The sequence below is a fragment of the Burkholderia humptydooensis genome, assembly GCF_001513745.1.
GTDB classification, from domain to species: Bacteria; Pseudomonadota; Gammaproteobacteria; order Burkholderiales; family Burkholderiaceae; genus Burkholderia; species Burkholderia humptydooensis.
In genome coordinates this window covers 1,376,088-1,397,294 of the sequence record NZ_CP013380.1, presented here as the reverse complement: position 1 = coordinate 1,397,294, position 21,207 = coordinate 1,376,088, and the positions used below count along the sequence as shown (strand labels likewise).

At 67.6% G+C, this 21,207-nt stretch carries 20 protein-coding genes and 1 pseudogene; 15 read left to right on the top strand and 6 right to left on the bottom strand.

Features of this window, described 5'->3' with window-relative positions; translation table 11 throughout:
• Positions 1–3 precede the first annotated feature (3 nt).
• Together hemN and AQ610_RS06450 are read right to left on the bottom strand one after the other, a co-directional pair.
• The gene (gene hemN, locus AQ610_RS06455; RefSeq protein ID WP_006025875.1) at positions 4–1,455 is read right to left on the bottom strand and encodes an oxygen-independent coproporphyrinogen III oxidase; all 1,452 of its coding nucleotides are present in this window, start codon (positions 1,453–1,455) and stop codon (positions 4–6) included.
• Between the two features lie 159 nt (positions 1,456–1,614).
• Positions 1,615–3,537, bottom strand: coding sequence for a methyl-accepting chemotaxis protein (locus tag AQ610_RS06450; RefSeq protein ID WP_006025874.1), 1,923 nt, complete (start codon positions 3,535–3,537; stop codon positions 1,615–1,617).
• A gap of 434 nt (positions 3,538–3,971) precedes the next feature.
• Here AQ610_RS06450 and AQ610_RS06445 point away from each other — a divergent pair, with 434 nt between their 5' ends.
• The 7 genes from AQ610_RS06445 (at position 3,972) to sufT (ending at position 11,287) form a co-directional block, all read left to right on the top strand.
• Positions 3,972–5,168: an NnrS family protein gene (locus tag AQ610_RS06445; RefSeq protein WP_006025873.1), complete on the top strand. Its 1,197-nt coding sequence runs from the start codon at positions 3,972–3,974 to the stop codon at positions 5,166–5,168.
• 356 nt (positions 5,169–5,524) lie between these two features.
• On the top strand, positions 5,525–6,979 hold the full coding sequence (sufB, locus tag AQ610_RS06440) for a Fe-S cluster assembly protein SufB (RefSeq protein ID WP_006025872.1): 1,455 nt from the start codon (positions 5,525–5,527) through the stop codon (positions 6,977–6,979).
• Between the two features lie 30 nt (positions 6,980–7,009).
• Positions 7,010–7,780 (top strand): Fe-S cluster assembly ATPase SufC, encoded by a 771-nt coding sequence (gene sufC / locus AQ610_RS06435; RefSeq protein ID WP_043282398.1) that lies wholly within the window; start codon positions 7,010–7,012, stop codon positions 7,778–7,780.
• A 4-nt stretch (positions 7,781–7,784) separates the two neighbouring features.
• Entirely contained in the window at positions 7,785–9,023 is a 1,239-nt protein-coding gene (locus tag AQ610_RS06430; RefSeq protein ID WP_006025870.1) for a SufD family Fe-S cluster assembly protein, read from the top strand.
• The gene (locus tag AQ610_RS06425) at positions 9,016–10,254 is read left to right on the top strand and encodes an aminotransferase class V-fold PLP-dependent enzyme (RefSeq protein ID WP_009913073.1); all 1,239 of its coding nucleotides are present in this window, start codon (positions 9,016–9,018) and stop codon (positions 10,252–10,254) included. Before AQ610_RS06430 ends, AQ610_RS06425 begins: the two co-directional genes overlap by 8 nt.
• Positions 10,251–10,742 carry a Fe-S cluster assembly sulfur transfer protein SufU gene (gene sufU, locus AQ610_RS06420; protein WP_006025868.1) on the top strand — a complete coding sequence of 164 codons (492 nt, stop codon included), beginning with the start codon at positions 10,251–10,253 and terminating at the stop codon, positions 10,740–10,742. Before AQ610_RS06425 ends, sufU begins: the two co-directional genes overlap by 4 nt.
• On the top strand, positions 10,739–11,287 hold the full coding sequence (gene sufT, locus AQ610_RS06415) for a putative Fe-S cluster assembly protein SufT (RefSeq protein WP_009913074.1): 549 nt from the start codon (positions 10,739–10,741) through the stop codon (positions 11,285–11,287). The genes sufU and sufT overlap by 4 nt, the downstream gene beginning before the upstream one ends.
• A 49-nt stretch (positions 11,288–11,336) precedes the next feature.
• Here the strand turns inward: sufT and AQ610_RS31760 are convergent.
• A pseudogene (locus AQ610_RS31760) lies at positions 11,337–11,580 on the bottom strand (hypothetical protein).
• A gap of 91 nt (positions 11,581–11,671) precedes the next feature.
• Between AQ610_RS31760 and AQ610_RS06410 the strand changes: the two are divergent.
• Positions 11,672–12,157 carry an RrF2 family transcriptional regulator gene (locus tag AQ610_RS06410; RefSeq protein WP_006025866.1) on the top strand — a complete coding sequence of 162 codons (486 nt, stop codon included), beginning with the start codon at positions 11,672–11,674 and terminating at the stop codon, positions 12,155–12,157.
• 118 nt (positions 12,158–12,275) lie between these two features.
• Here the strand turns inward: AQ610_RS06410 and AQ610_RS06405 are convergent, their stop codons facing one another.
• The gene (locus AQ610_RS06405; protein WP_009913077.1) at positions 12,276–12,701 is read right to left on the bottom strand and encodes a bacteriohemerythrin; all 426 of its coding nucleotides are present in this window, start codon (positions 12,699–12,701) and stop codon (positions 12,276–12,278) included.
• 253 nt (positions 12,702–12,954) lie between these two features.
• Here AQ610_RS06405 and AQ610_RS38060 point away from each other — a divergent pair, with 253 nt between their 5' ends.
• The 6 genes from AQ610_RS38060 (at position 12,955) to AQ610_RS06380 (ending at position 18,286) form a co-directional block, all read left to right on the top strand.
• Positions 12,955–13,104 (top strand): ubiquinol oxidase, encoded by a 150-nt coding sequence (locus tag AQ610_RS38060; RefSeq protein ID WP_308411141.1) that lies wholly within the window; start codon positions 12,955–12,957, stop codon positions 13,102–13,104.
• Positions 13,089–13,979 (top strand): ubiquinol oxidase subunit II, encoded by an 891-nt coding sequence (gene cyoA / locus AQ610_RS06400; RefSeq protein WP_045554828.1) that lies wholly within the window; start codon positions 13,089–13,091, stop codon positions 13,977–13,979. Before AQ610_RS38060 ends, cyoA begins: the two co-directional genes overlap by 16 nt.
• 3 nt (positions 13,980–13,982) lie before the next feature.
• Positions 13,983–15,995 carry a cytochrome o ubiquinol oxidase subunit I gene (gene cyoB, locus AQ610_RS06395; RefSeq protein WP_006025863.1) on the top strand — a complete coding sequence of 671 codons (2,013 nt, stop codon included), beginning with the start codon at positions 13,983–13,985 and terminating at the stop codon, positions 15,993–15,995.
• Positions 15,995–16,600: a cytochrome o ubiquinol oxidase subunit III gene (cyoC, locus tag AQ610_RS06390; protein WP_006025862.1), complete on the top strand. Its 606-nt coding sequence runs from the start codon at positions 15,995–15,997 to the stop codon at positions 16,598–16,600. Before cyoB ends, cyoC begins: the two co-directional genes overlap by 1 nt.
• On the top strand, positions 16,601–16,933 hold the full coding sequence (gene cyoD, locus AQ610_RS06385; RefSeq protein WP_006025861.1) for a cytochrome o ubiquinol oxidase subunit IV: 333 nt from the start codon (positions 16,601–16,603) through the stop codon (positions 16,931–16,933).
• 189 nt (positions 16,934–17,122) lie between these two features.
• The gene (locus AQ610_RS06380) at positions 17,123–18,286 is read left to right on the top strand and encodes a fatty acid desaturase (protein ID WP_231748952.1); all 1,164 of its coding nucleotides are present in this window, start codon (positions 17,123–17,125) and stop codon (positions 18,284–18,286) included.
• Positions 18,287–18,465: 179 nt separating this feature from the next.
• Here the strand turns inward: AQ610_RS06380 and AQ610_RS06375 are convergent, their stop codons facing one another.
• Positions 18,466–19,260: an ABC transporter substrate-binding protein gene (locus tag AQ610_RS06375; RefSeq protein WP_006025859.1), complete on the bottom strand. Its 795-nt coding sequence runs from the start codon at positions 19,258–19,260 to the stop codon at positions 18,466–18,468.
• A gap of 267 nt (positions 19,261–19,527) precedes the next feature.
• On the bottom strand, positions 19,528–20,436 hold the full coding sequence (locus AQ610_RS06370; RefSeq protein ID WP_006025858.1) for a LysR family transcriptional regulator: 909 nt from the start codon (positions 20,434–20,436) through the stop codon (positions 19,528–19,530).
• Positions 20,437–20,556: 120 nt separating this feature from the next.
• On the opposite strand from AQ610_RS06370, the gene AQ610_RS06365 reads away from it, so the two are divergent.
• On the top strand, positions 20,557–21,168 hold the full coding sequence (locus tag AQ610_RS06365; RefSeq protein WP_006025857.1) for a glutathione binding-like protein: 612 nt from the start codon (positions 20,557–20,559) through the stop codon (positions 21,166–21,168).
• Positions 21,169–21,207: the final 39 nt, after the last annotated feature.

Sequence of the window (21,207 nt, the reverse complement as noted above, 5' to 3'; positions counted from 1 at the left end):
ACCCTAGATCAACTTCGAATAGGACGCCGAGGCGGGCCGGCCGAGATACGCGTCGAACACCATGCCGATCGCGCGCACGAACATGCGCCCCTTCGGCGTCACGGCGATGCGCTCCGCGTCGATCGTGAGCAGCCCCGCGTCGCGATAGGGCTCGAGCTGCGCGAGCTCGGACGCGAAATACCGCGTGAAATCGATGCCGTGCCGGCGGCCGATCTCCGCGAAATCGACGGGCGTGCTGCACATCACCGTCATGATGACTTCGCGGCGCAGCAGATCGTCGGGCGTCAGCGCAAAGCCGCGCTCGATCGGCAGGCGTCCGGCGTCGAGCTGGCGGTAATACGTCTTCAGCGAGCGCGTCGACTGGCTGTACGATGCGCCGACCTTGCCGATCGCCGACACGCCGAAGCCGACCAGGTCGCATTCGGCCTGCGTCGTATAGCCCTGGAAATTGCGGTGCAGGCTGCGCTCGCGCAACGCGTTGCTGAGTTCGTCGACCGGCTTCGCGAAGTGATCGAGCCCGATGTACACGTAACCGGCGTCGAGCAGCCGCCGCGTCGATTCGATGAAGATGCGCAGCCGGTCTTCGGCGGCCGGCAGCTCCGATTCGACGATCAGGCGCTGCGCCTTGAAGCGGCTCGGCAGATGCGCGTAGTTGTAGACCGCGATGCGATCGGGCGACAGCCGGATCACCTCGTCGAGCGTGCGCGAGAAGCTCGCGGGCGTCTGCCGCGGCAGCCCGTAGATCAGATCGATGTTGACCGATTCGAACCCGGCCGCGCGGCTCGCTGCGAGCGCGCGCTCGACCATCGGCAGCGGCTGGATTCGATGCACCGCCTCCTGCACCGACGGATCGAAGTCCTGCACGCCGAAGCTCGTCCGGTTGAAGCCGAGCGCCGCGAGCGACTGCAGCGTGCGCTCGTCGACCGTGCGCGGATCGATCTCGACGCCGAGCTCCGCATGCGGCGCGAATTCGAAATGGCCACGCAGCGCGCGCATCAGGCGCGCGAGCTCGTCGATCGCGAAGAACGTCGGCGAGCCGCCGCCCAGATGCAGTTGCGTCGTCAGACGGTCGCGGCCGAGGTCCGGCGCGACGAGCTCCATTTCACGGATCAGGTAGTCGACATACGCGCTCGTCCGGGTGTGATCCTGCGTGATGATCTTGTTGCACGCGCAGAAGTAACAGAGCGACTCGCAAAACGGCAGATGCAGGTAGACCGACAACGGCGGGTTGCGCTCGGCCGACGCCCGGCGCGACAGATGCTCGCGGTAAGCGTGTTCGTCGAATGCGTCGGAAAACCGGTCGGCCGTCGGATAGGACGTATAGCGCGGCCCTTGCCGGTCGAAGCGCCGGATCAGCGCTTCGGAGATCTGAACGTCCGCGAACGCGGACACGTCGTGGTGGAGAGCGGGCGCGATCGTATCCGCGCCGTCATTCGAATGCGTTGTCATGTCCATCTGCTTGTACCCTGGCTATACCCTGGCATGCCGCGCGAAACGCCAGCGTTCCATTGTCGGGCGCGCGGCTCGGACGGACTTGACGCAAATCAACCTCCGATGTCGCGCGCGTGCCGCCGACCGGGCGGCACACGTATACGCTGACGAGCTGTCCGCCCGCTACGCGAGCACGAAGCGCCCGACGAGTTTTCCCATGTGCTCGGCCTGTTCGCGCAGCGACGCGCTCGCGGCCGCCGATTCCTCGACGAGCGCCGCATTGCGCTGCGTCACTTCGTCCATCTGCGTGATCGCCGCGTTGACCTGCTCGATCCCGTCGCTTTGCTGCTCGGACGCCTTCGCGATTTCGCTGACGACGGTGTCGACGCTCCTGATCGAGGCGTTCACGCTGCGGATCGCATCGTCCGCGCGCGTGAACAGCGACGCGCCGTCCGTCACGTGACGAATCGATTCGTGAATCAGCTCCTTCACGTCCTTGGCGGCGGTCGCGCTGCGGTGCGCAAGCGCGCGCACCTCGCCCGCGACCACCGCGAAGCCCTTGCCCTGCTTGCCCGCGCGCGCCGCCTCGACGGCCGCGTTCAGCGCGAGGATGTTGGTCTGGAACGCGATGCCTTCGATCACCGATACGATCTCCGCCATCCGGCTCGAACTGTCGTGGATCTTCGTCATCAGCGCCACCGCGTGCGTCACGATCCGCCCGGTGTCCGCCGCGCGCTCGGACGCCTCGGCGCTCAGCGTGCTCGCATGCGATGCGTTCGATGCATTGTGGCGCACGGTCGACGTCAGCTCCTCCATGCTCGCCGCCGTCTGCTCGAGCGACGCCGCCTGCGTCTCGGTGCGGCCCGACAGATCGAGATTGCCGGCTGCGATCTGCTGGCTGCCGACCATCACCGAATCGGCAACACGCCGCGTCTCGGTCAGCGTCTGCGCCCAGACGTCGAGCAGCGCGTTGAAGCCGCGCTTGATGAAAGCGAATTCGTCGCCGCCGCGCACCGCGAGGCGCGCGCGCAAATCGCCGTCGCCCGCCGCGCGCATGCAGCCGGACAACTGCGCGACGTCCTCGTGCGTCGACATCGCGAAAGCGACGAAAAGATAGAGCGCGCATGCAACCAGCACGACGCTCAGCGTCATGATCGCGGCCACCTTCATCTGCTCGGCGTGCGCGCGCGCCGCGAGGCGCTCGCGTAGCTGCTGCGCGAGCGCGCCGTGCACGCGATACAGCGCGTCGATCGCATCGCTGCCCTGCTGGAAATAGCTCTTCGCGTCGATCGACGCACCGCCGCCCGCGAGCGACGCCGCCGCGCGCTGAAATGCCGCAACCGCGCCGAGATCGACGCCATCCAGCGTGTTTGCGCCGAGCATGTTCTTCACGCGCTCGAGATGATGGCGAATCATGCTCATCTGCTCGGCGAGGCCGCCCGCGCGCACGGCGAGCTCGCGCCTGTCCGCGTCGCCGAGCGAGCCGCCGCTCAGCGCGGCCGATCCCTTGCCGCGCAGCACGCCGACCGTCTCGGCCGTGCCCGGCAGCACGAACAACACCGAGTCGATCAGGTGATAGTTCGACGCATCCGGATCGGCGCCGAGCTGCGACGCGACCGCCAGGTCCTTCTCGAACAGGAAGATCGCGTGGATCACGTCGGTGTGCGAATCGAACAGCGCGGCGGCGGACGTGCCGAGCCCGCCCGTCGCCGCGTGTCCGTACCGGCTCGCGAGCGCGCCCACGGGCGCGACGACGTCGAACCGGCCGGTGCCGCGCACCTGCTGCTCGAGCGTCGCGACGAGACGATCGGCGCTCGCGCTCGCCGCATCGAACTTCGCGCGCATCGCCTCGTTGCCCGCGAGCACCGAGGCGCCCGCGCCGCGCCGCACCTGCACCGCCTTCAACAGATCCTGCGTCGTTTCGAGGATCGAGATGCCGTCGCGCTCGCCCTGCGTCGTCGCATAGGCGTGCAGAGCGACGGCGAGCGTCGCATAGAGTGCGGCGACGAGCGGCGCGATGAACAGCACGGCGAGAATCGCGAGCTTCCTGGGCAGCTTCATGCGCGCCATCAGGCGCATTCCAGGTCCAAATACTTGCTTGCTCATTCTTGCCCCTTTTCGATGTGATAAGACGACCGTTCCGGTCTCGTTTCTGTATACGGATCGTTCGGCCCGATACTTAAGCGAGATCAATCGTCAACCACGACATCGAAATCTTCCCCACGCCGCACCAATTGCGCGACGCCCGCGCGCTATCGCAACCGCGCGCGATGCATGTCGCCTGCAAACGCCTATGGCGCGACTCGCGCGCGTTGTGCCATTTGTTCGAGTCCGTGCGGCGCTTTCGCATTCATGCGGCGCTGTGCCGCACGTGCGCCATGATCCGTTTTCCTGACCATCGTTTGATGCGGATCAAAATTGCCGCAATGCCGGATATCGACGGCGTCTTCGCCGCCGACATCTCCATGCGCGCGAGCATTGGACCCGCATCGATTCACGCATTAAGATACATAATAAATACATCTTACTGGAGAGCCAACTTGAAGATTCCGCTCGCGCCCCCGCAACCGTTTCGACAACCCACCGGCCTGCCGGTGCTGCGACTCGGCTTCAGGCCGTTCTATCTCGGCGGCGCCTATTTCGGAATCGTTTCGATCGCGCTCTGGCTCGCGTCGCTGCGCGGCCATCCGGTTGCCGGCCTGTCGCCCACGATGAGCGGCCTCGCGTGGCACGTCCATGAAATGGTGTTCGGATTCTCCGCGGCGATCATCGTCGGCTTCCTGCTCACGGCAATCCGCGCGTGGACCTCGCGCGACACGCCGCACGGCGCGCAGCTCGCCGCACTATGGCTGCTGTGGGCGGCCGGCCGCCTGCTCGTCTGGGCGGGACCGGAGCCGCTCGCCGCCGTCGTCGACTCCGCGTTCCTGCCGATCACCGCGATCATCCTGCTGCGCGTGCTGCTCGCCGCGCGCAATCATCGCAACGTGTTCCTGACCGTCGCGCTCTTTCTGTTCGGCGCGCTCAACGCGCTCTTCCACTGGTGGGCCGCGCAGGGGCGCCTCGATCTCGCGCTGCAGGCCGCGTATGCGGCCGTCGGCTTCGTCATGCTGTTCGTCGTCGTGATTGCGGGCCGCATCGTGCCGACCTTCACGATGAACGCGATTCCCGGCTTCACCGCGAAGCGCTGGAAATTCGTCGAGACGCTCGCCGCCCCGGTCACGGTGCTCGCGCTCTGCGCGGACGCGGCCCGATTGCCGGGTGCGATCGTCGCGGCCGTCGCGTTTGCCGCGGCGGCGCTGCACGCAACGCGCATCGTTGGCTGGCGTTCGTGGCGCGTCGGCGCGCGGCCGATCCTGTGGATCCTGCACGTTGCGTATGCGTGGGTGCCGGTGGGTTTCGCGATGCTCGCGCTCGCCGCGCTCGGCGTTGCGCCGCATTCGCTCGCGATCCATGCGCTGACGGTTGGCGTGATCGGCGGCGCGATCGTCGCGATGATCACACGCACCGCGCTCGGCCATACGGGCCGGCCGCTGCGCGCGGGGCCGGCCGAAATCGCGTGTTACTGGCTGCTGATCGCGGCCGCGCTCGTGCGCGTGTTCGCACCGTGGATCGCGCCCGGCGCGACGCGTGTCTGGATCGACATCGCCGGCGCGTGCTGGATAGCGGCATTCGCCGTGTATGCGCTGCGCTACACCGGCTATCTGACGTCGCCGCGCATCGACGGCATGGCCGGTTGAACCGCCGGAGCGCCGCTCGATCGAGACGGACTCCGAAGTTGTTCCGGCTCGGCCGTTTTCGTCGCGACGTCCGGCGAGAAACCGCGTCGCCCGGATACGCATTCCCCGTGCATGGCGTCAAGAGGCCGCGCCGCTTCGTTTTCCGATCACTTTCCGGCCGCTTCTCAGCCACTTCTCAGCCGCTTCTCGGCGATAAAGACACGACTCGAAGCAGGGTCTCCATCCCGCAGCTTGCGGCCCGCCAAATAGATGCATAATATATACCACAATTAAGGCTACAGACCGAACCGAGTCGCGCCGCGCGTTGCACATCGAATCGCACGGAGGCGGCCGCCCTGCTCTACACGGATTCGCCCATGCTCAACGTCGATCAACCCACGCCGCTCGCGAGAGCGCTCGAACAAACGTATCGGCACGGATTCGTGACCGACATCGAATCCGACTCGCTGCCGCCCGGCCTCGACGAAGACGTCGTTCGCGAGATCTCGCGCCGCAAGCGCGAACCGGCGTTCCTGCTGAAATGGCGGCTCGCCGCATTCGAGCGCTGGCTCGCGATGTCGCCGCCCGATTGGGGCAAGCTGCGCATCGCGCCGATCGATTTCCAGGCGCAGTCGTACTATTCGGCGCCGAAATCGCTGAAGGACCGCCCGAAGAGCCTCGACGACCTCGACCCGAAGCTGCTCGAAACCTACGAGAAGCTGAACGTGCCGCTGCACGAGCGCGCCCGGCTCGCGGGCGTCGCAGTCGACGCGGTGTTCGATTCGGTGTCGGTCGGCACGACGTTTCGCGAGCAGCTCGCCGAAGCGGGCGTGATCTTCTGTTCGTTCTCGCACGCGGTCGAGCATCACCCCGAGCTGATCGAGCGCTATCTCGGCACCGTCGTGCCGCCCGCCGACAATTTCTACGCGGCGCTGAACTCGGCCGTGTTCTCCGACGGCTCGTTCGTCTACGTGCCGGAAGGCGTGCGCTGCCCGATGGAGCTGTCGTCGTACTTCCGGATCAACGCGCAGAACACCGGCCAGTTCGAACGCACGCTGATCATCGCCGAGCCCGGCAGTCACGTCAGCTACCTCGAAGGCTGCACGGCGCCGCAGCGCGACGAGCACCAACTGCACGCGGCCGTCGTCGAGCTCGTCGCGCACGACGACGCGCACATCAAGTACTCGACCGTGCAGAACTGGTATCCGGGCGATGCGAACGGCGTCGGCGGCATCTACAACTTCGTGACGAAGCGCGGGCTCTGCGCGGGCGCGCGCTCGCGGATCGCATGGACGCAGATCGAGACGGGCTCCGCGATTACGTGGAAGTATCCGAGCGTCGTGCTGCGCGGCGACGAATCGAGCGGCGAGTTCCATTCGATCGCCGTATCGAACCACTGCCAGCAGGCCGACACCGGCACGAAGATGATCCATCTCGGCCGCAACACGCGCAGCCGGATCGTCTCGAAAGGCATCAGCGCGGGCCGCGCGCAGAACAGCTACCGGGGGCTCGTGCGCGTCGCGCGCACGGCCGAAGGCGCGCGCAACCATACGCAGTGCGACTCGCTGCTGATCGGCCCGCGATGCGGCGCGCACACGTTCCCGTATGTCGAGAGCGCGCGCGGCGACGCCGTCGTCGAGCACGAGGCGACGACGACGCGCATCTCCGAAGATCGCCTCTTCTATTGCCAGCAGCGCGGCATCGATCCGCAGGAAGCGGCGGCGCTCATCGTCGGCGGCTTCTGCCAGGCGGTGCTCGAAGCGCTGCCGATGGAGTTCGCGCTCGAGGCGAAGGCGTTGCTCGCGGTGTCGCTCGAAGGCGCCGTCGGCTGATCCCCACCCATGACGAACGAAGGAATCACCATGAATCGATCCGAACCCTTGCTGCAGGCATTCGACCTGAGCGTGGACGTCGCGAAGCGCCGCGTGCTGCAATCGGTGTCGCTCGCCGTGCCGGCAGGCGCGCTCGTCGTGCTGATGGGCGCGAACGGCAGCGGCAAGAGCACGCTCGGCATGACGCTCGCGGGCCATCCCGCGTATCGCGTGACGCACGGCCACGTGCGGTTCGGCGGGCAGGACCTGCTCGCGATGAGCGTGCAGGAGCGCGCGCGCGCCGGCCTGTTCCTGTCGTTCCAGGCGCCGCCCGACATTCCCGGCGTGAAAAACAATCTCTTCATTCGCACGGCGCTCAACGCGGTGCGCGAGGCGCGCGGCGACACCGCGCTCGACGCGCTCGACTTTCTCGGCGACGCGCGCGCGGCCGCCGCGCGCGTCGGGCTGCCGGACGCGATGCTCAACCGTTCGATGAACGAAGGTTTCTCGGGCGGCGAGCGCAAGCGCAACGAGCTGTTGCAGCTCGCGCTGCTGCGCCCGCGGCTCGCGATGCTCGACGAGATCGACTCGGGGATGGACGTCGACGGCGTGCGCGCGGCGGTCGACCTGATCGGCCGGCTGCGCGAGCAAGGCACCGCGTTCGTGATCGTGTCGCATTATCTGCAGATGATCGAATCGCTCGCGCCCGATGCGGTATTGCTGCTCGATCGCGGGCGCATCGCCGAATCCGGCGACCTCGCCCTCGCCCGCGACATCGCGGCAAAGGGCTTCGTTCGCACGGACGCGCTCGCGCAGGCCTGACACGATGACGACGACAGACACCGAACGGATCGCCGCGCGAACGCGGCTCGCGGAACACGGCTGGATCTCGCGCCGCAACGAATCGTTCCGCCATCTGCCGCCGCCCGCGGCCGACGCATGGCTCGGCGGCGAAGCCGGCCACGCGCGCGCGGCCCAACCGCCGCGCGCCGCCGCGCACGCCGGCTGGCTGCTCGCGCCCGTCGGCTCCGGCTCGCTCGAACAGGTCGACGCATGCTGGCTCAGCGCCGCGGATTGCGCCGAGCGCGCCGCATTGTTCGCAGACCTGCCGACGTCGTCCGAAGACGACGCCGCACCGTTTTTCTGGGCACATCGCGCGCTGTGCGAAGCAGGCTTGCGTCTGCGCGTCGGCAGCGGCCCAGCGCATCGCGCGCCCGTGATGCTGCAATTGCGGCTGCTGCCGCAGGCGAGCGTCGAAGCGCCGCTTGTCGTGATCGACGTGCTGCCCGGCGGGCATTGCGTGCTCGTCGAATCGCACGAGCACGATGCCGCCGGCCGCGACGGCCCGATCACGCAGAACCTGCATGCATACGTGCGGCTCGGCGCCGGCGCGTCGCTCGACCATCTGCGCGTTGCGACGCCCGGCGCACGCGACCGGATCTCGCATCATGTGCACGTGCGGCTCGAGCGCGACGCGCAATACCGGCAATCGCTGCTCGCGTCGGGCAGCGAGTACCACCTGCAACGCACGGTGCTCGATCTGCGCGGCGAGCGCGCGCTGGGCCGCGCATCCGGCGCGCTGTTCGCGTCCGCGCATGCGAAGCTCGAACAGCAGGTGCGCGCCATGCATGCGTCGCCGAATACGCAAAGCGCGATCGATACGCTCGCGCTCGCGAGCGGCCATGCGCAGATCGTCGCGAACGCGTTCTCGTCGATCGCCGCCGGCGCGTCGGGCGCCGACCTCCGGCAACGCCTGAGCGGCATTCCGACGGGCGGCGAGCCGCGCGTCGTGCTGCGGCCGCATCTCGACATTCATCACGACGACGTGCAGGCCGCGCATGGCGCGACGTGGGGCGCGCTGCCCGGCGACGCGCTCTTCTACGCGTGCCAGCGCGGCCTCGCTCGCCGCGACGCGCTGGCGATGATCGTCGCGGGCATGGCGCACGCGGCGCTCGCGCGCGGCATCGACACGCCGGGCAGGCTGGAGGCGCTCGGCGGCGACGCGCTGCTCGCGCGCGAGGTCGCCCGGCATCTCGCCGAACAAGCGGAGGCGCATCATGGGTGACACGCTGCGTTCGGCCACGATGGCGAGCGCGTTCCCGGCGCTCGCGCAGCGCGTGAACGGCGCGCCGCTCGCCTACCTCGACAACGCGGCGACGACGCACGTGCCGCAGCCCGTCCTCGCCGCGATCCGCGGCTTCGACGAGCGCGACCGCGCGAACGTTCACCGCGGCGTCCACACGCTCAGCCAGCGCGCCACCGACGCTTACGAGCGCGCGCGCGACACGCTCGCGCGCTTCGTCGGCGCGAGCGACGATCACCTGCTCGTCTTCACGTCGGGCACGACCGATGCGCTGAATCTCGTCGCGCACGGGCTGTCGCTCGCGGGCCACGCGCGCGCCGTGCTGCAGGAAGGCGACGAGATCGTCGTCAGCGCGCTCGAGCATCACGCGAATCTCGTGCCGTGGCAGATGGCCGCGCGCCGTTGCGGCGCGCAACTACGAATCCTGCATCCCGATCCGCAAGGCCGCCTGCATGTGCGGGATCTCGAACGATTGCTGACGCCGCGCACGCGCGTGTTCGCGGTCACGGCGTGCTCGAACGCGACGGGCGAGCGGCCGCCCTATGAAGCGCTGCTCGCCATCGCGCGAGCGGCCGGCGCGCTGACGGTGCTCGACGCCGCACAGGCGGTCGGCCACGACGTGCCGGACTTGTCGGCGCTCGCGTGCGACTTCGCCGCGTTCTCCGGCCACAAGATGTACGGGCCGATGGGAACGGGCGCGCTCGTCGGCCGCCGGGACGCGCTCGAGCGGCTCGTTCCGCTGCGCTTCGGCGGCGACATGGTGAGCTGGGTCGGCGAGACGGACGCGACGTTCGACGCGCTGCCCGCGCGGCTCGAAGGCGGCACGCCGAACGTGGCCGGCGCGGTCGGAATCGCGGCCGCCGCCGACTATATCGACGCGATCGGCCGCGCCCGCATCGACGCCCACGTGCGCGCGCTGCGCGCGCACGCGGCGGCGGGCCTCGCGGCGCTCGACGGCGTGACCGTACTCGCGCCGCACACGCCGTCGGCGATCGTGTCGTTCGTCGCCGACGGCGCGCATCCGCACGACATCGGCACGTTGCTCGACGAGCGCGGCATCGCCGTGCGCACGGGCTTTCACTGCGCGCAGCCGCTCCTCGACCGGCTCGGCTGCGGGCCGACGACGCGCGCGTCGTTCGCGCTGTACAACACGCACGACGAAGTCGAGCGCCTCGTCGCGGGCGTCGCGCAAGCACTGAAGGTACTGAGATGAATCCGGCTGCGTCCCACACCGTTCCCGATGATGCGCAAAGCACGCTCTATCAGGAGCTCGTCGTCGAGCACAAGCGTGCGCCGCGCCACTTCGGCAGGCTTGCCGAGCCGACGCACGAAGCGCGCGGACACAATCCGCAATGCGGCGACGATCTGAAAGTCCAGTTGCGCATCGAAGGCGGCCGGATCGGCGACATCCGCTTCGACGGCCACGGCTGCGCGATCTGCATCGCGTCCGCGTCGATGATGACCGAGGCCGTGATCGGGCGTGACGTCGAAGCCGCGCGCGAGCTCCAGCAGCGTTTCCGCGCGGTGCTCACCGGCCAGGCCGTGCACGACGAAGCGTCTCTCGGCAAGCTCGAGAGCCTCGTCGCGGTGCAACGCTACCCGAGCCGGATCAAATGCGCGCTGCTCGGCTGGCATGCGCTCGCGCACGCGCTCGACACGCGCGTGGCCGCCCCTTCCGAAGCGGAGCCGCGCGCATCATGAGACATTCGAGAGAAGCAGTCGTCCTGCGGCGGCGGGTGCGGGTCGAATGCGTGCCGTCCGGCGCGCCGCTCGATTTGCCCGCGGGCACCGTCGCCGACATCACGCAGGCGCTCGGCACGAACTTCACGCTCGTCGTCGGCGGCCAGATGGTGCGGCTGCGCGGCGACGACGCCGACGCGATCGGCAGGCCGCCGCCCGAGCCGGCCGACGCGCCGGACGGCCCCGTGTCGCCCGACGACGCGCAAGCATTCGTCTGGCGGACGCTGAAGACCTGCTACGACCCGGAGATCCCGGTCGACATCGTCGAGCTCGGGCTGATCTACGGCTGCACGATCGAGCCTGCCGAGCACGACCGCGTGAAAGTGTCGATCAGGATGACGCTGACCGCGCCCGGCTGCGGAATGGGCGAAACGCTCGCCGACGAAGTCGCCGACAAGGTGCTCGCGCTGCCGTTCGTCGGCGAAGTCAACGTCGACATGGTGTTCGATCCGCCGTGGGACCGGTCGCGCATGTCGGAGACGGCGATGCTGACGCTCGGTCTCTGACGCGGCGCCGCCCGCGGGCACCGCGCCGCATCCCGTCGCGACGTGCGTCTTAACCGCCGCAGCCGCCGCCCGGGCAGCAGCTTTCGCCCGCGTCGCGTCCGAACCCGCCGTCGCGCTTCGCGATCTGCACGCGCCACTGCGACGGTCCCGCCTCCAGATACGTCCATTCGAACGAATCGGCCGCGCGCTCTTCGAGCCATGGTCCTTGAAGGAGGAAGACGCGGCGCGCGACCGGTGCGGAACGCCCGCCATTCGCCGGAAGACGCGCACAGCGTTCGCCCGGCTTGCAACATGCAGCCGTTCACTATATAAAGTGCATATATTGAGCATGTTATAGCGCGCCACACTCGACAGCAACATAAGACACGCATCTTTTTGCCACGTATGCGACTCTCTGAATACACGGACTACACGCTGCGCGTGCTGATGTACTGCGCGGCGAATCCGGATCGGCTCATCACGATCGCGGAGCTCGCCGAACGCCACGCCGTGTCGAAGAATCACCTGACGAAAATCGTCAACAGCCTCGCACGCCAGGGCACGCTCGAGACGACGCGCGGCCGGGGCGGCGGCGTACGCCTCGCGATGCCGCCCGCGCGCATCGGCATCGGCGACGTGATTCGCGCATCCGAAACGGACTTCCGCCTCGTCGAGTGCTTCGACCGGAACACGAACACGTGCATGCTCGCCGCGAAATGCCGGCTCGAGCGGCTGCTCGACAGCGCCTTGCGCGCGTACTTCAAGGAACTCGACGGCGCGACGCTCGCGGATCTCGTCGGCCCGCCGCCGAAGAACGGATTGAGCCCGGCCGAGAAGATGCATGAATTCACGGTCGCGATGCCGTCGAAATCGATCGCGCGAGCGCGCTGAAGGCTCGCGCCCGAATGCCGATCGCCGCTGCGCGTTCGTCCCGCGCGGACGCGGCGGCCGAGCGCCGCGCCCTCGCCCTGGCCCTCGCGATGTCGCGATCGACGAAAGCGGAATCGCTTCAGACCTCGGTCGGCGCGTCGACCATCACGAAGTTCAGCATCTTCAGGTGGGAGACCATCATCGAGTCCATCGTCCGGACGTGATGGTCGAACCATTCCGATACCTCCGTCAGCAACCGGCGGCCCAATTCGAATTGCGCGTCGCGCGCAACCTTGTCGCGCACGGCCGACGCCACCTTCAGCACCTCGTCGTGATCGGCCGCATGGCAATACTGCGGGCCGAACTTCGTGCTCGCCATCCAGCGCTCTTCGCGCTCGAAGTGCTGCCGGCAGTGATCGATCCAGGCGTCGTACGCCTGCAGGAAATGCGCGTCGTCCGCGCGCGCGGCTGCGTCGAGCAACTGGACGAATTCCGCGTGAACGGCATCGACGAACGGATCGTCGAGCTTCAGCTCGGGTTTCAGCTCGGTTGAAAGGTCTTGCATCGGAAGGACGGAATGGTTCGTGATTCGGGACGCGGCCTGACGGGTCGCCTCTTCGAAGGTACATGCCGCGGCCGCCGTTCGCTCGCCGATCTTCATTCCCGTTGATTCAGCACAAGATTGCCGGGCCGCGGGCGCGCGTGCGCGGCGCGCGCCCGGCGCGTCGGCATTTTCTCCGGTACCGCGTTCCGATGCGCATTTTCGTCTCGCATCGGGTTCGTCTGAACGCAGATCAAGACCTTGCCCTACTTGTTGTTTGCGAATCGTCAACATGCGCCCCGCGGATTTCCGCTACATTCCGCCGCCAAAGCGACTGGATGTCGCATCGCATGCGCCGAATGCGTTTCGGCGCCTCGGTAGGCCCGCTTCATCACAACTCAGGCAAATTCAATGGTCCGAAGAATAACGAGTAGAGCGTCCGCGATCCTGCGATTAGGGCTCGTCGCGGGACTTTCCGGATGCAGCGAGCTGCACGTGCTCGATCCGAAAGGCGCGGTGGGCGCCGCGGAGAAGTCGCTGATCGCGACGTCGACGTGGGCGATGCTGATCGTGGTCGTGCCGGTGATCCTCCTCACGCTGCTGTTCGCGTGGCGCTACCGCGCATCGAACCGCAACGCGACCTACGCGCCGAAGTGGGCGCATTCCACCGCGATCGAGATCGTGATCTGGACGGTTCCGTCGCTGATCATCCTGTTTCTCGGCATCCTCACGTGGCAGACGACGCACGCGCTCGACCCGTACCGGCCGCTCGAATCGTCGGTGAAGCCGATCAACGTCGAGGTCGTCGCGCTCGACTGGAAATGGCTCTTCGTCTATCCCGATCTCGGCATTGCTTCGGTGAACCAACTGGCGGTGCCCGTCGGCACGCCGATCAATTTCCGGATCACGTCCGATTCGGTGATGAACTCGTTCTTCATTCCGCAGCTCGGCACGCAGGTCTACGCGATGGCCGGCATGCAGACGCGCCTGCACCTGATCGCCGACGAGCCGGGCGATTTCGCCGGCATTTCCGCGAACTACAGCGGCCGCGGCTTCTCGGACATGAAGTTCCGCACGCTCGCGACATCGCGCGACGCGTTCGACGCTTGGGTCGCGAAGGTGCGCGCATCGGCCGACCGGCTCGACATGACCGCATACGGCCAGCTCGCGCAGCCGAGCGAGAAGCAGCCCGTGCGCTACTACTCGACGGTCGATTCGCGGCTCTTTCACAACATCATCGCGAAGTACAACAACGGCCACGTCCTCGACCTGACGGACGCCGCCTGTCGGACGAAGGGGTAATGCATGTTCGGTAAATTGACGCTTTCTGCCATCCCGTTCGATCAGCCGATCGTCATGGGCGCGGCCGCGTTCATGGCGCTCGTCGCGCTGTCGGTCGTCGGCACGCTGACCTACACGAAGCGCTGGAAATGGCTATGGACCGAGTGGCTCACGTCGGTCGACCACAAGAAGATCGGCGTGATGTACATCATCGTCGCAGTGCTGATGCTGCTGCGCGGCTTCGCGGACGCGGTGATGATGCGCCTGCAGCTCGCGCTCGCGTACAACGGCCCCGGCTATCTGCCGCCGCACCACTACGACCAGATCTTCACCGCGCACGGCGTCATCATGATCTTCTTCATGGCGATGGCGCTGCTCGTCGGGCTCTTCAACCTGATCGTGCCGCTGCAGATCGGCGCGCGCGACGTCGCGTTCCCGTTCCTGAACTCGCTGAGCTTCTGGATGACGGCCGTCGCCGCTCTGCTGATGAACGTGTCGCTCATCGTCGGCGAGTTCGCGCAGACGGGCTGGCTCGCGTATCCGCCGCTGTCGGAGTTGCAGTTCAGTCCGGGCGTGGGCGTCGATTACTATTTGTGGGCGCTGCAGATATCCGGCGTCGGCACGCTGATCACCGCGATCAACTTCTTCGTGACGATCCTGCGGATGCGCGCGCCCGGCATGACGATGATGAAGATGCCCGTGTTCACGTGGACTGCGCTCTGCTCGAACGTCCTCATCATGGCGACGTTCCCGATCCTGACGGTTGCGCTCGCCCTCCTCGCGCTCGACCGCTACCTCGGCATGCACTTCTTCACGAACGACGCCGGCGGCAACGCGATGGTGTACCTGAACCTGATCTGGGCGTGGGGCCATCCGGAGGTGTACATCCTCGTGCTGCCCGCGTTCGGCATCTATTCGGAAGTGATCGCGACGTTCTCGAAAAAGCCGCTGTTCGGCTACAAGACGATGGTCTATGCGTCGTGCGTGATCATGGTGCTCGCGTTCCTCGTGTGGCTGCACCACTTCTTCACGATGGGCTCGGGCGCGAACGTGAACGCGTTCTTCGGGATCATGACGATGGTGATCGCGATCCCGACCGGCGTGAAGATCTTCAACTGGCTGTTCACGATGTACCGCGGCCGCATCGAGTTCACCGCGCCCGTGCTGTGGACGATCGGCTTCATGGTGACGTTCACGCTCGGCGGGATGACGGGCGTGATGATGGCGATTCCGGGCGCGGACTTCGTGCTGCACAACAGCCTGTTCCTGATCGCGCACTTCCATAACGCGATCATCGGCGGCGTCGTGTTCGGCTATCTCGCCGGCTTCCACTACTGGTTCCCGAAGGCGTTCGGCTTCAAGCTCGACGAAAAGCTCGGCAAGCGTGCGTTCTGGTGCTGGTTCATCGGCTTCTACGTGTCGTTCGTGCCGCTCTACGTGCTCGGCTTCATGGGCATGACGCGCCGCCTGAACCACTACGACAACCCCGCATGGCATCCGTGGCTCATCGTCGCCGCGTGCGGCGTCGCGTTGATCGCGATCGGCGTGCTGCACCAGGTTGCGCAGGTGTGGGTTGCGGTGCGCAACCGCAATGAGCCCGGCTATCGCGACACGACGGGCGACCCGTGGGGCGGCCGCACGCTCGAATGGGCGACGTCGTCGCCGCCCGCCGTCTACAACTTCGCGGTGATCCCGACCGTGCACGCGCTCGACGAGCTCGCATACCGCAAGGAGCACGGCATCGGCATCGGCGCCGGCAAGAACGTCGTCTACCAGGACATCCACATGCCGTCGAACACGGGTGCGGGCTTCGTCATCGGCGTGCTCAGCCTCGTGCTCGGCTTCGCGCTCGTCTGGCATATCTGGTGGCTCGCGATCGCGTCGCTCGTCGGCATCGTCGCGACGGTAGTCCTGTATAGCGCGGGCGACAACGACGGCTACTACATCCCGGCCGACACCGTCCGCAAGATCGAAGAAAAGCGCGCCGGCGCGCGCGTTGCCGCGCAGCCGGCCGAAGTCGAACTGGAGGTCAACTGATGTCGCACAACACGATGATGCTCGACCACGCGGCATCGCACGATCATCCGCCGTCGCATTCGGTGTTCGGCTTCTGGCTGTACCTGATGACCGACTGCGTGCTCTTTGCCGCGCTGTTCGCGACGTTCGCGGTGCTCGGCAACCAGTTCGCGGGCGGCCCGACCGGCCGGGATCTGTTCGACATTCCCGGCGTCGCGCTCGAAACCGCCGCGCTGCTGCTCTCGAGCATCACGTACGGCTTCGCGATGATCGGCGCGCACAAGCGGCAGCGCGGCGCGGTGTTCGGCTGGCTCGCGGTGACGTTCGTGCTCGGCGCGGCGTTCCTCGCGATGGAACTGCGCGAGTTCTCGCACCTGATCGCCGAGGGCGCGGGCCCGCAGCGCAGCGCGTTCCTGTCGTCGTTCTTCACGCTCGTCGGCACGCACGGGCTGCACGTGACGGCGGGCCTCCTGTGGATGGTCGTGCTCGCCGCGCAGGCGCTGCGCCGCCCCGAGCTGACCGAGCGCGACATCCGCCGGCTCACCTGCCTCAGCCTCTTCTGGCACTTCCTCGACATCGTCTGGATCTGCGTCTTTACCTTTGTCTACCTTGCGAGCGTGATCTAAATGGCCCATTCGCATCCTTCCCACGGCGATGAAGCGCACGGCACCGTCGGCGGCTATATCGCGGGCTTCCTGCTGTCGGTGCTGCTCACGGCCGCGTCGTTCGGCCTCGTGATGGGCGGCGTGCTGCCGCCGCGCGAGGCGCTCGTGTCGCTCGCCGTGCTCGCCGCCGTGCAGATCGTCGTGCACCTCGTGTACTTCCTGCACATGAACACGTCATCGAGCCAGCGCTGGAACGTGATGGCGTTCAGCTACACGGTGCTGACCGCGCTGATCCTGATCTTCGGCACGGTCTGGGTCATGCACAACGTCGGCATGAACATGATGTCCCGATAGGCGAGCCGTTTTGCCTGTCGCCAATGCCGTCCCGCGCGGGACGGCATTGCTTTTGTTGCAGCCGGATCGCGCGGGGGTTCGATTCCCGCGCGGGCCGGCCGCTTGTTTGCTTGCCGGACGCGTCGCGCCGCGATCGCCCGCCGCCGCGATTTCGCCGCGGAACGCGGAGCAAGGGGAAACGGCGCATCGATGTCTCTTTGTGTGATCGATTCCATGAACGACTCTTCCAACCCCATTCGCGTCGACGAGCCGATGCCGCACCGCAAGGTCATCCGCTCATGGATCACGCCGTTCGGCGAACGCGTGATCGCGCGCTCGATCGTGCTGCTCGCCGTCGACTATCTGCTGCTCCTCGCCGCGTTGGCGGGCGCGCTGCTCGCCGCGTCGAGCATCGTGAAGATCGTCTGCGGGATGGCGGCCGGCTTCATCACCGGGCGTCTTTTCATCATCGGCCACGATGCATGCCACCAGAGCCTCACGCCGAATCACCGGCTCAACCGCTGGCTCGGCCGCATCGCGTTCCTGCCGTCGCTCACGCCGTACAGCCTGTGGGAGGTCGGCCACAACGTCGTCCACCACGGCTACACGAACCTGAAAGGTTTCGATTTCGTATGGGCGCCGCGCACGCCCGACGAATACGCGGCGCTGTCGCCCACGCAGCGCTTCCTCGATCGCATCTATCGCAGCGGCTGGGCGCCGGGGCTCTACTATCTCGTCGAAATCTGGTGGCTGCGGATGTACTTTCCGACGAAGGCCTACCTCGGCGCGTCGCGGCCGATCTTCCGGCGCGACTGCCTGCTCGTCACGGGCTTCGCCGCGCTGTGGATCGGCGCGGTGGTCTGGATCGCCGCGGCGACGCAGCAGTCGACGCTCCTGCTGCTCGTCACGGGCGTTGCCGTGCCGTTCCTGTTCTGGTGCTCGATGATCGGCTTCGTCGTCTACGTTCACCACACCGATCCGCGCATCTCGTGGCACGCGAACCGCGCCGAGTGGTCGCGCGCCGCGCCGTTCGTGTCGACGACGCTGCACCTCACGTTCTCGTACGGCATCGGCGGCCTGCTGCATCACATCATGGAGCACACCGCGCACCACGTCGACATGAGCATTCCGCTGTACGGGCTGAAGGACGCGCAGGCGAAGCTCGAGGCGATGCTGCCGGGGCGCATCGTCGTGCAGCACTTCAGTTGGCGCTGGTACTTCGATACCGCGCGGCGCTGCAAGCTCTACGATACCGATCGCAAGTGCTGGACCGACTATCGCGGCCGCGCGACGAGCGACGCGCATCTGCGCGCGGATGCGCCGATGGCCGAGCAGCGGCCGATCGACACGCCGAACGGGCTGAGCGGCGCGTGACGCCGGTGGCTACGTGGCTGCGCGGCCGCATGGCTGCGCCCGTCGCTCGCTCGCCGCTCGCCCACTCGCGGCGATCGCCCCACGCTGCCGCACCACGCCCCTGAAACAAGACCGGCCGCTTGCGCGGCCGGCCGGTTCGAGCCCATCGCGGCGCGGCGGCGAGCCGCCCGCCGGGCGCATTACTTGAGCGTCACGGGCACGCTGAAGTACTTCTTCGCGAGGCCGTCGATCGTGCCGTCGGCTTTCAGTTCCTTCAGCGCCTGATTGACGGCGCTCTTCAGTTGCGCGTCGTGCTTGCGCAGACCGAAGCCGACGCCCGTGCCGAGGATCTCGGCATCGCTCACGTGATCGCCCGCGAACGCGAAGCCCGCGCCCTGCGGCTTCGACAGGAAGCCCTTCGCGCCGGCTTCCGAATCCTGGAACGTCGCGTCGAGGCGGCCCGACTTCAGGTCTTCATACGCGAGATCCTGCGTCTGGTACGGCACGACTTCGACGCCCGCCGGCGCCCAGCGCTTCTTCGCATACGCTTCCTGGATCGTGCCCTGCAGCACGCCGATGCGCTTGCCCTTCAGCGACGCCACCGTCGGCAGCAGGCCGCTGCCCTTCTTCGCGATCAACTGGTTCGGGATCGTGTAGATCGGATCGGTGAAATCGATCGCCTTCCGACGCTGCTCGGTGATCGTCATGTCGGAGTTGATCGCGTCGAACTTGCGCGCCTGCAGCGCCGGGATCAGGCCGTCGAACGCGTTCTCCACCCACACGCACCTGACCTTCAGCTTCGTGCACACCGCGTTGCCGATGTCGATGTCGAAGCCCGCCAGCTTGCCGTCCGGCGTCTTGTACTCGAACGGCGCATACGACGCCTCGACGCCGAAGCGGATTTCCTTCGGGTCGGCGGCGAACGCGCTGCCTGCCGCCAAGGCCGTGGCCGTCACCACCGCGTGCGCGGCCATCTTCCGCCAGTTCAACTTCATCAGGTGTTCTCCTCGCTTTGAATGAACAATGTCAGTCAACGACCGGACCGCCGCATCATTGCAGCGCCGAAATTTCCGGACAAACGCGCGGGGCGGCCGTGATGCGGCGCAACAGCCGCAAGGTCGCGATTGTACCGTCTCGCGCGGGCCGAGCCGTCGAACCCTCGCTCGAGCGCCGCCGCAACGCATGCGCCGCGCGGCCCGGGCGGAAGTCGCAAGAGGATGTCGCAATCGCGCAAGGCGTGCATGCGCCGCGCGCTCGCCCGGCTATGCGTCGCCGCCGTCGTCGGCGAGCGCGTCGGCAAGCGTCGCGCACAGATGCGAGTAGACGGCCGACACGTGCGGCAGGTGACGCGCGTCCGGATGCGCGAGCACCCAGAGCTGCGATTGCGCGTCGTCGAGCGGCGGGCTGATCCGCCGGATGCCCGGGTACGCCTTCGCGAGAAAAATCGGCAGCACGCCGATCGCCAGGCCCGCCGCGACGAGCTCGCACACCGACACGACGCTGTTCACGCGATAGCGCGGCTCGACGTCCGGATAGCGGCGGCGGCGCCAGCCCACCGACGGATGGTTCGACAGCGCGAGGTCGGGCGCCGCCCAATCGCATTGCGCGAGCGCGTCGAAATCGCCGGCGCGCAGCGGGCTCGACGCGTGCGCGAACACCGCGATGCGCAGCGGGCCGACCGCGCGGCCGATCAGATGCCCAGGCGCGCGCTTCGTCGCGCGCACCGCGATGTCCGCGTCGCGCCGCGTGAGGCTCGCGAGGCCGTTGCTCGTGTCGAGATCGAAGCGCAGCGCCGGATGCCGCGCGGCAAGCCCGCCGAGCGCGTTCAGCAGCGGCCCGGACAGCACGCTGTCCGTCGTCGTCACATGGACCGTGCCCGTCAGCGCGGCCGTATCCGTGCCCGCCGCGACGCGCGCGGCGTCGAGCTCCGCCTCGATCCGCTCGCCGTGCTGAGCGAGCCGGCTGCCGAGCGGCGTCGGCCGGTAGCCGCGCTTCGAGCGCTCGAAGAGCCGCTGCCCGAGGCCGCGCTCGATGCGCTGCACCGTGCGGAACACGGTCGACGCATCGAGATTCATCCGTCGCGCCGCCTCCGCGAGCGTGCCCGCGCGCACGAGCGCGAGCACGGTCTGCATGTCGATGGCCGTCAGTTCGTATTGCGTTTCTGCATGCATCGTTTGGCGTCTTGCCGGTTATCGCCGGAGTCGGTCGCTGCTATTTTAACGGCGTATTCCGGGCGCGCCGTCGCGGCCGCCCTCCCCGGCTCAATCGTCACGACAAGGAAACGCTCACTCATGAAGCTCTATTACTCGCCCGGCGCATGCTCGCTCGCCATCCGCATCGCGCTCACCGAAGCCGGCCTGCCGTTCGAAAGCGTCAAGGTCGATCTGTCGAAGCATCGCATCGCCTCCGACGGCAGCGACTACTACGCGGTGTCGCCGCGCGGCTACGTGCCGCTCGTCGAGCTCGACGACGGCACGCGCCATACCGAGGCGGCCGCGCTGCTGCAGCGCGTCGGCGACCTCGCGGGCGCCGGCGCGCTGATTCCCGCGCACGGCACGGCGTCGCGCTACGAGGTGATCGAATGGCTGACGTTCGTCAGCTCCGAGTTGGGCAAGACGTACAGCCCGTGGCTCTTTCGCGCCGACACCGCCGACTCGACGCGGCAGCAATGTCTCGACAAGCTCGACCGTCGCCTGAAGGAAGTCGACGTGCACCTCGCGACGCGCGACTATCTGACGGGCGGCTTCACGGTCGCGGATGCCTATCTGTTCGCGGTCGCGAACTGGTCGAATCTCCTGCGCATCCCGCTCGCGCCGTACCCGCATCTCGTCGCGTTCATGGAGCGGGTGGCCGCGCGGCCGAAGGTCAAGGAGGCGCTCGCGGCCGAAGGTCTCGGCCGCTGACCCGCGAGACACGCCGGGCCGGATCGGGCCGGGCCCGGT